We start from the raw sequence: 9,507 nt of genomic DNA, 5'->3' as shown, positions 1-9,507 counted from the left end.
TATCAAATTTGCCGCTAACAAGGATTTAACCAATCCCAAAACTACTTATTGCGTTTATTTTTAGGTTTTACTGTAAAAAAAGAGGAATTTTGGATGAGGACTTGATGAATCTCACTGGCACAGGTTAATCAAAATTCGAGCGTCAGTGCGATGAAGGGAACGATAGGTAATTGCGCGATCGGTACCTCTTTTGTGTAATCTTGATTGTAACGGACTTGAAGGAGATTAGTACGGTTATAAGCATTCCACAGTTCAAAGGTGACTCCGCCTTTCCAGTTGTTGATGTGAATGAAGTACCAATGGAATTCCTCAATCTGAAGAGACCGATGGAACCGTAGATCCAAGCGATGATATGCTGCGGTGCGTTCTGGATCGCCGTAGATTGGCAGCCACGTCTCGTTTTTTGTAAACGGATTGGTATAGGGTTCTCTATCTAACAACGGTGAATACAAAATGCCGCTCTTATATTGCCAATTCGCGCCAAATTCCCAAGATCCCAGTAGATAATTCAGACCAATTCCCAAAACATGTGGTGTGCTATACATATAAAAGCGCTCCTCGTCCCTTGGTGAGTCTTGACGTTTGGAGATGGTATAGGCATAGGAGAGCCAACTCCGAAAGGTGTTACCGATTTCATGTTCCAATGAAATCTCGATCCCTCTCACGTATCCAGTCCGCTGATTCTGATAGCGGCTTTCGGATTCATTGTAGGTAATCATATCTTGAAGGTCTTTGTAATAACCAGTAATGCCGACTCTCATTTGCGAAACTAAGGACTTCTGAGGTTTTAGTTCTTTTTGCAAGGTTATGACATAATGCTTTGCCAAACTGGGAGTGATTTCTGGGTTCTCCTTCCCGAGCAACACTTGATAGGGTTGTGGGTTTTGGATGTAAATACCGTACATGAAGCGTAGGTCTACTGGGAAAAGCGAAAGTCCATCGACATTCGCGAAACCCGGTCCGAGTGTTACACCGAGGAGCCCGCGCGGCTGCAGTGAAAACGTGTCTATCAGACTGAGGTAACTCGTCCGCATCCCGACAGTGGCGTAGAGGTCAGCATAACGGAACGAAGGTAGTTGCTGCGTTGCTTGCAAATATCCTTCAAGGCGGTGTGAGATTGTAGGTGTAGAGGTAAAAATTTTCTCTCCATCTTGTTTGAGTCTGAAGTTATAGTCGGGATCCCCTTCTTCAGGTGGACGCGCCCCGTCGCTAATCAATGTTGAAGGGAGTCTCGAAAGAACGAAACCCGACTCCAATAGCGTTTTTGGAAACTTAGCCCAATACTCAAGATCTCCCCGTAGGGCATAGACGCTTTCGGTATTTCGATAGGAGTAGCCTTCGCCAAAAATGAATTCTGTACGAGAGAACGAGCGCGTCAGTGATACAACGGAGCTGAACTGACTCTCTTTCTCAGAATAGAGATGAATGCCTTGTGAATCGAACGGGTTATTTGAACTTAGCGGACCCTGCAAGTCGCCATCAGACACTTCGGCCGAAGTGAAATTAAATTTAGCGGAATCATCTGCCGCAATGGCGTTGATAACTAACTTGTGAGTGCTGTTTAATTGATAGACTGCTTTTCCCTGATAACTCCAGAAACTTGGTACCTCGGTTACCAAATCGTTTTCGATTTCCAACAGACGAGGTAGTAATTCAAAGAGCGGCTCCATATAACTCCGCCGTCCAAAGGCGTACCAATACCCGCGTTCTCCTACGTTTCCTTCAAAGAAGGCTTGTCCATATACTGGGTTAAAGTTGACTGTTCCTCCGAAAGCGGTATCAGTCTTCGTGCGGGAGTGGATGTCAATCACGGCTTGTGAGTCGGAACCGAATTCTGCTCCGTATCCACCCGGATATACCTCGATATTTTCAATCACTTCAGCGTTGACCGTTGAAACGATTCCTTGGAGGTGATATGGATAACCTAACGGTAATCGATCAAAGTAGTAAAGATTGTCTTCAGGTCCGCCCCCGCGGACAGAGAGGATTCCGACGAAATCATTTAGGAGGCCGACACTTGGGAGGCTATTTAGCACGCGAATCGGATCTCCACCGCTCCCCATTGCACTCCGGATTGCCCTACCACTGAAGGTATGACGCGGCTTCTTCTCTAACCGTTGGACTTCAACCGGGATTGGATCTAAACGGGTGGCCTCGCCTGATGTGTCGTTCTCAGTTGGGTCCAGCTTTTCGGTATCATCGGTTTGCGCGAAGGCATTCAGTGTACCTACCAGCATTAAAAGAATTAATATATATCTCACGTTCCTGGGTCCTAAAAATGATTAGAATTCTGCTGTAATCCCCAAATAAGGGATAATAGGTAACTGGTTGATGTCGTTTCGTCTTTCGAGGCAGTCCTCTGGTGTTCGACAATCCTCGGGATAATTGAAATCGAGCAAGTTTGCGCGGTTATAGGCATTCAGGAGTTCGAGAAATGTCCCGAGTTTCCAGTTGCCGAATTGGAAGGTTTTACTGACGCGCAGATCCAACCTGTGATACGGTGGCAAACGGTCCGAATAAGTTTCTGCGAAAATTGGGATAAAGATAGGTTCTCCGTTCCTTGGGTCAACCCCGATATTTGTGCCTTCACGAGGCGTATAGGGGTTCCCGGTTCGGTACTGCCATTTCGCGCCGAACTCCCAGGTAGGCGTGAGGTTGTAGCTTGCGGCGATCGTTGCCACGTGTGTCTGATCAAAGGAGTAGGGTCGATAGGGTTCACCGGGGCGGTCTCTACGTTCAGAAAGCGCGTAGGCGTAAGAAATCCAACCGAAAAATCGTTCGCCACTCTGGTGCCGTAGGAAGATTTCGGTGCCTTGTGCGTAACCTTCACCTTGGTTCAGATAAGCGGCTTCCTCATCAACAGTCACCAAGCCCCTCAGGTCCTTGTAATAAGCCGCCATTTTGATTTCTGTGTCTTGCGAGAGTTGCCGTTTGAGTTCAAGGATATAATGACTTGCCTGACTTGACTTTAAAGCCGGGTTTCCTATGCTCGGAGAGAGGAGTGCTGGCAGGGGGGTCTGGTTGTAAAGTCCGTAAGAAAATTGAAGTTCGGAACTGTTGGGCAGTCCTATCAGGATACTGCCTCTCGGTTGGATAGAGAGTTCATCAATACGGTTGAAATAATCGAAACGGAGTCCATAGACGAGGGATAGATATGGCAGGAGTGTGTGTCTGTTTTGCAGGTAGCCTTCGATACGTTGTCCGCGCACGTATTCGTCTAAATCGACCTTTTCTTCAAGTCGGATATCAAAGTCGACTTCCCCCTCATCGGGTATCCGAGTGAAAGTGCCAGTAACCTGTCCGGGTTCGAGTCCGAGAATTAACCCGGATTCCAAACGGTGCCTCGGATTTAGTTCGTATATAAGGTCTTCACGAAGTGTGTAGTTGGGCGCGTCAATTTTCAAGGAGATCGTTGGACCGAAATTGGCATCAAAGAGGAAATCTGATCGGGTTAGCGATAGGTAAGAGGTGAGTCGATCTGTGAGAAAGGAGCGGAGGTGGAGGCCTGCGCCCTCGAAACCGCTCTCGAAACTGATGTTTCCTCTAAAATCTTCGTCTACGTCTTCACCGTCGAGTTTCAGGGCAAATCGGTCGCCTGAGGCAAAGAGGTTAAAAAAGAGTTGATGTTTTTCACTCAGATCGTATCCTGCCTTGAGTTGATAGTCCCAGAAACGCGGAAAAGCAGTGATAGCACCAGCGTCAAACGCCAGCGATCCGACGAATAGGTCAATGTAGCTTCTACGGCCCGCGGCATACCAGAACCCGTTTTCACCGATTTTACCTTCGAGAAGACCCTCTGAGTAGAGAAGATTGAGATTAAACTTTCCACCGAGATTCGCTCGGCTATTGTCTTGTGAGTAGATGTCAATGACGGCTTGGGAATCCACGCCATACTCGGCACCATAGCCTCCAGCATAGACATCAATTCGATCAATAATTTCGGAGCTTAAGGACGAGACGAGTCCGCCAAAGTGATATGGATAACCGACGGGAACCCTGTCGAAGTAGTAGAGGTTATCTTCATCGGAGCCACCGCGGATATAAAGTGCCCCGCTGAAATCGTTCGCAACACCAATTCCCGGAATAGCGGGAAGGGCGCGGAGCGCGTCACCACCTGTGCCGGGTAGACGTGTAATTTCTTGTGATTGGATACTTTTTTTGCTGACGGTTTTAGGGTCCCGTTCGCCGGTTACCTCGACCTCATCAAGACGGTACTGCGCTGTACCGACGTAAATCTCTGGCTTTGAGGTCTGCCCTGCTACAACAAGAATTGAGCTTTCATGTGTTAATTCGGGGTCAACCGAAGTTATAACTAAAGTGTAGGCACCCTCAGGGACGGTGCTGAAAACGAACTTTCCATTTTCATCTGTTTTTTGACGTTCATCTGTCTGAACAATCCGGACTTCTGCATCTACTAACGGTTCCTGTGTGATGTTGTTATAGGCGGTGCCTTCGATTGTGCCTGTTTGGGAAAAGGCAATGGTTGGCACGAAAAGGAACGTTAGCAGGCAGAGAAATGTTTTCATGGCGGTTGGCAACTCCTTTTCTTGATGTCTTAGAGGATAGTTTCTGGTGTATGCAAACGTTAGCAGCCAGCGAAATGTTTACATGAAGTTCGAGGCTGTGCTCCTGGGTGTTTTAGAAAATTGTGTGGTGTTATGCAATAGAAAGTATACAATTTTCTGTTGTAGAATTGCCAAGCAAATGGAAAAGTAGGGGTTTTAACTTTCTGGGAAGTTTAATTTCCGTTGGTTTGGGACTTTGTAGGCATTCTATTTAAGGGCGGGTTTGGCTCCCGCCCATTGTTTTGTGTTCTAACGGGCGACCGCCTCAGCACCGAGATTTTCCTGAATCCATGTGCGGAGTGGTACATCTTTTTCACCGGGAGAGGTATAGCCGTGTCCGCCCGTGCTTTTTCCCAAAATCTGCTGACGAATTGGATCAGAGCGTTCCATCCAGTGTGCCACGGTCATGTCGTCGCGAGGTTGCAACCAGCGGTAGCTATAGCCGTAGAAGAGGACTTTACGAATGACATCGGAGGTATTTCGTCCTGCAGCATGCCAGAGTCTTCGGTCAAAAAAGACGGCGGTTCCGGGTTTGGCGAAAACAGGGGTTGCGTTTTCAGGATCCGCGGTCTTGTCTTCGGGCATTTCGATTGTATTCCATTTCTGGCTCCCCGGTATCACGGAGAAGTTGCCGCGTCCGGGAATAGATGTGTCAGTGAGGAAAAATGCGACTTTCAAGGATACACGTGGGCGCGGCTCGCCCTCCAACTCGAAGTTGAGTCTACCACTGTCTTGATGCCAGCCGAGACGTTTCTGCTCGTTATGTTCCTCCGGCGGCAGCGGGGGCATCACAATCAAGTGAGAATGGTAGAGTTTGATGTTCCACCCCAAAATTCCCCACACTTTTGGGAAAGTTGTGTGCCAATCGAGCAATTCAATAAAGGCTTCGTCCCTGCCGACGAAATCGAGGAGATTGAAGCGCGCATCGGTGGGAAGTTCCTCTTTACCTAAATGCTCCGCTCCGACTCGGTCAACAGCGGCGATCAATCTGTCGACCATTTCTTGTGGGATCGCATCCTCAACTGCAAAGAAACCGTTCTCTTCAAATTGCTGTTTTTCTGACTCAGTCAAACAGTGTTCCAGACATAGCGGGTTCATTGTTTTCCCCTTGTAGAAGCGACTTTGCGTCGCGATGCATTAATTTGTGAAAAGTTTACACTGAATTTAAATTCACGTCAACATCAAAGATATTTCTAAAAGACTTACGCAAAATTGATTTGAGGTGCTTATCTTTGGACAGTAAGGGTTCTTATTCCTATTATAGGATCGGTGCGGTTAGAAACCGCACCTACCAGTGAAGATCGGTGCGGTTAGAAACCGCACCTACCAGTGAGGTGCGTAAGTCCAGCCTAATGAGAAGCTACAAAGTTTTCAGAGGCTACCTGCTTCGCACGCTTCACGGCGCGCCATCTTCTCCAAAAATTGACACCGGCACTACAGAGAAAACCGAGGCCGATAATGCCAGCGGTTACACCCCCTAATGCTAACTCAGGTTTCACCGTAATACCGTAAACTGCTCCACCGATAAGGAAAGCGGCAATCAGTATATCTTTGAAGCTATTTTTCTCTGTCCGTTTTTGAAGGAGCTGCAGATTCGCGAGTTTTCGTTGCTTTATATAGTCAATAAGCGGCGCTATGGGAACATGTACTGACGCAACTTGCCCGGGCGGTGCCTCCCGCACGCAACGGAATCCGATATTACCAGCAGTGTAATCTGGTGGCGCGTGTAAGCGATTGGCACACCGAAAATAGCGTTCCGCCGTTCCATCACGGACTTCCAACCACGAGCCGCCGCGTAGGATTTTGTGTTTATCGTCCAGATTGCGTCCATTTTTTTGACGCTTTGTGTCGGGATAGGGTTGATACCAATCTGCAGTCCATTCCCAAACATTTCCGACGGCTTCGCCGATTCCGTAAGGACTCACTATAGCAGGACGCACACCTATAGGGGTGAGGTGTGCTGTTAGGATTTCTGAACTTTCTGGCGCGGTTTCTGCCGATTCAGATTCCTCAGAAACAAAAATATTGCCCCACGGATAAATCCGACCATCGGGACCGCGACAGGCTTTCTCCCATTCTGCCTCTGTCGGAAGCCGCTTGTTTGCCCATTGTGCGTATTCGTTACTGTCATACCAACTTACATGGACGACAGGGAGATTTGCTTCTTCGGGTGTGAAGTTCCCATTTTTCCAATGTGATGGTGGAGAATGACCGGTTTCCCGCACGAAAAGGGCGTATTCGGCGTTGGTTACCGGATACTGCTCAATGAGATATGCTTCGAGAAAGCGGACATGCATTGGTGCCTCATCGAGTTTGGCATGCTCCGAATTCGCTAAAGCCGTGCCGTAAAAGGCTTCAATGTCAGTGCCCATAATAAACGCACCGGATGGGATGAGCACAGTGTTAGGAGGTTTTCGCCCTTGATTCATTGATTAAAAGTTCCACGTCGCTGTGGTATACTTGGTTTCGGCTAAGGTTTCTGCTTGCGCGCGCTCCACCGATGACAATTTACCTGAATAAAACGCAATGCCGATGTTAAATGTTTCAGATATTGCTTTGATGAGTACGCTTTTAGTTATGGAACGTCCATCTGTATTGATGGCAGTCGATTTTTCGATCAATATCTGCTGGACTTCGCAGTCTCTTGAGACACGTCTTAGGATAGACACAGGCGGCATATATAGTGAAATATAGCCTTGAAACATCATCCCGTTTCGGTTTCGCCTGACAGAAACGCCTGCCAATTTTTTGCCCTGGCACATGACATCGTAATCGGCGGGGTTTGTTAGGCAGATATTTTGGCTGGTTTGCGAGACATCGGTATCCACAGCATGGCACTCCGCGGGGATACCGAGTGTTTCAAATGCCTTGACGAGGCCTTCTCCGAGACGTTGATACACTTCGGAGATACTCTTTTCGCCTGTATGACGCGGGAGGATTAGCGTATAAGTTAAATCCCATCCATGTACGACAGTGCCGCCGCCTGTCATCCGTTTCACTAACTCGATGTCGTCTGCACGACACGCCTCCACGTCAACTTCTGAGGCAATGTCTTGGAAATAGCCGAAACTGAACGCTGCGGACGACCATGTGTAAAATCGCAGTGTCGGATTCGGCTGTTCTTTCTGTGAGAGCAGCATCGCTTCGTCAACTGCCATGTTCATCGCCGCACGGTTTGCTTCCATCTTCAATAGCCGTCCGGTTGTTTGCATCATGATAACGCTACGCGGCACACTGCTGTGGTGTGTGCATCGCAGTACCAGAAATATCCATCCCAGTACGTCATTCCATGGGGTTCGGGATGAGGTTCGGGTATCTCGATTTTGTTCAGATGGCTGCCGTCCTCTGGGTTGAGGTGAAAGATTGCGCGATGGTTCGTCTCAACACACCAGAGATCGTCGCCAATCCATGCGATGCCGTGGGGTCGATCGCCGGGAGCCGGGAGCGTGTGAATCACCTTGAAACCGTCTTCGACATCGACCTGATAGATGGTCGCAGCGGGAGGCACTGCCAACCAGAGTTTATTGTCGCGCCATTCTAAGCCGTGTGCACCGGTCTGTCCTGCACCGGGTGTGTCGTAAGAGGCGAATGTTTTACCGGTTTCTGGATCCGTTGAAAGGATTTCACAACTGTAGGTAGAGGCGAGCCAGAGGGTATCGCCTGTATCTGTGATCCCACTGCCTCTGTCGGAGCCAGTGGCGAGTGTCTTTTTTACATCGCCGTCGTAGGAGACGAGATGCACCTCATTGGTCTGCTGGTCAAGAATCCAGAGCCCTTCTGCTGTGGCTTGCATTCCGTTGGGTTGTGGACCTGGGGAGTCAAAAACTTTTTCGATTGTCGGCATGGGAGACCTCCGCATCCGATATGTCTTACTTGGGGTTTTATTGTATACGGTTTAGGGTGGGGTGTCAAGGATTTTTATTTCAATAAGGGTTTCTTTTTTTTATTTATCTTGGTGTTCATTAGTATTGAAGGGAATTATGTGGATTGACACGCATGTATAGATTTCTTTTCAATTGTTAGGTTTTATTACGTCTACGGCTATCTATTTTACCTTTATCGTTAAAAAAGACTTTATTTTCACGTAAATATTGCTTTAGCAGTTCTTTGAAAGTATTAGCACTCCAGGGAACCTGATATAGAATATTATATATTTTTGGAGGCCAATTATTATGATATTTTAGGTATCGATCCCGTGTCGCCCAATGGATTTTGAGACCGTCTCTAGCAGGTAATACCTTCGTAACAGCCAATAGTTCTGCGTACTCTGAATATTTTCTGTAATCAATTGAATCACGACCAAATCGTTTAATGTTTTGTGAATAAAGACAAAAGTTAAGCATTGGATCAACACCAGGAGCTAACTTTGCTATACCAATAGTGAGCGTATAGATTCTGCGTTGACTCCATTTATTCCAACCTCGAATCTCTACTTGGTTTTCCGTGTTCATAGAAGACCAATCGCGGTTGGATCGCTCTAACAGTTCTTTAAAAGTATTAGCACCCCATGGGATTTGATAAAGCATCTCCGGTTCTTCAGGGGGCCACTCATCAAACCAATCCATGTCCCGTGTCCACCAGTCGACTTTCAACCCATCTTCAGCTATGGCTATTGAACTGCCAGCTAATAATTCAGCACCACTTGGAAAGTCAGCATAATTTATTGCATTGTACCCGAATCGTTTTATTTTTTTTGCATAGAGACGGAGGGTTAATTCCGGATCAATAGCACGTTCCCAAGTAATCCCAATGCCGATTGTATAAAGTATACGCCGATTCCAACGATGATTCCATCTATCGAGGCATTCCATCAGGAGGAGGATAATTGCCGCGAGTCCACCAAGTCCGCCCAAAATAACCCAGACTTCCTTGATCCATATCATACTTCATCCTTATTTATTGAAAAAACTATCCAATGAGTCCATGCTAATTGGAGAAAAAG

7 protein-coding genes are annotated in these 9,507 nt (G+C 47.4%); all 7 read right to left on the bottom strand.

All coding sequences use genetic code 11. The features are described from left to right. Nucleotides 1-128: 128 nt before the first annotated feature. Nucleotides 129-2,261: a TonB-dependent receptor plug domain-containing protein gene (locus tag OXN25_23070; protein MDE0427749.1), complete on the bottom strand. Its 2,133-nt coding sequence runs from the start codon at nucleotides 2,259-2,261 to the stop codon at nucleotides 129-131. Nucleotides 2,262-2,282: 21 nt separating this feature from the next. Continuing rightward, a complete protein-coding gene (locus OXN25_23065; protein ID MDE0427748.1) occupies nucleotides 2,283-4,526 on the bottom strand; it encodes a TonB-dependent receptor plug domain-containing protein in 2,244 nt (747 codons plus the stop codon). A gap of 288 nt (nucleotides 4,527-4,814) precedes the next feature. Beyond that, on the bottom strand, nucleotides 4,815-5,663 hold the full coding sequence (locus tag OXN25_23060; GenBank protein ID MDE0427747.1) for a phytanoyl-CoA dioxygenase family protein: 849 nt from the start codon (nucleotides 5,661-5,663) through the stop codon (nucleotides 4,815-4,817). A 251-nt stretch (nucleotides 5,664-5,914) separates the two neighbouring features. Then, complete coding sequence (locus OXN25_23055; GenBank protein ID MDE0427746.1) at nucleotides 5,915-6,994, bottom strand: SUMF1/EgtB/PvdO family nonheme iron enzyme; 1,080 nt, start codon at nucleotides 6,992-6,994, stop codon at nucleotides 5,915-5,917. 3 nt (nucleotides 6,995-6,997) lie between these two features. Further along, nucleotides 6,998-7,780, bottom strand: coding sequence for a biotin/lipoate A/B protein ligase family protein (locus OXN25_23050; GenBank protein MDE0427745.1), 783 nt, complete (start codon nucleotides 7,778-7,780; stop codon nucleotides 6,998-7,000). Beyond that, on the bottom strand, nucleotides 7,777-8,409 hold the full coding sequence (locus tag OXN25_23045; protein MDE0427744.1) for a hypothetical protein: 633 nt from the start codon (nucleotides 8,407-8,409) through the stop codon (nucleotides 7,777-7,779). Before OXN25_23045 ends, OXN25_23050 begins: the two co-directional genes overlap by 4 nt. A 175-nt stretch (nucleotides 8,410-8,584) precedes the next feature. After that, nucleotides 8,585-9,448, bottom strand: a complete 864-nt coding sequence (locus OXN25_23040) for a hypothetical protein (GenBank protein MDE0427743.1) — start codon at nucleotides 9,446-9,448, stop codon at nucleotides 8,585-8,587. Between the last annotated feature and the right edge of the window lie 59 nt (nucleotides 9,449-9,507).

It is taken from the genome of Candidatus Poribacteria bacterium (genome assembly GCA_028820845.1).
In the GTDB taxonomy this organism is placed as follows: domain Bacteria; phylum Poribacteria; class WGA-4E; order WGA-4E; family WGA-3G; genus WGA-3G.
The sequence above is the reverse complement of the archived record's forward strand: the minus strand, read 5'-3'. Positions and strand labels throughout refer to the sequence as shown.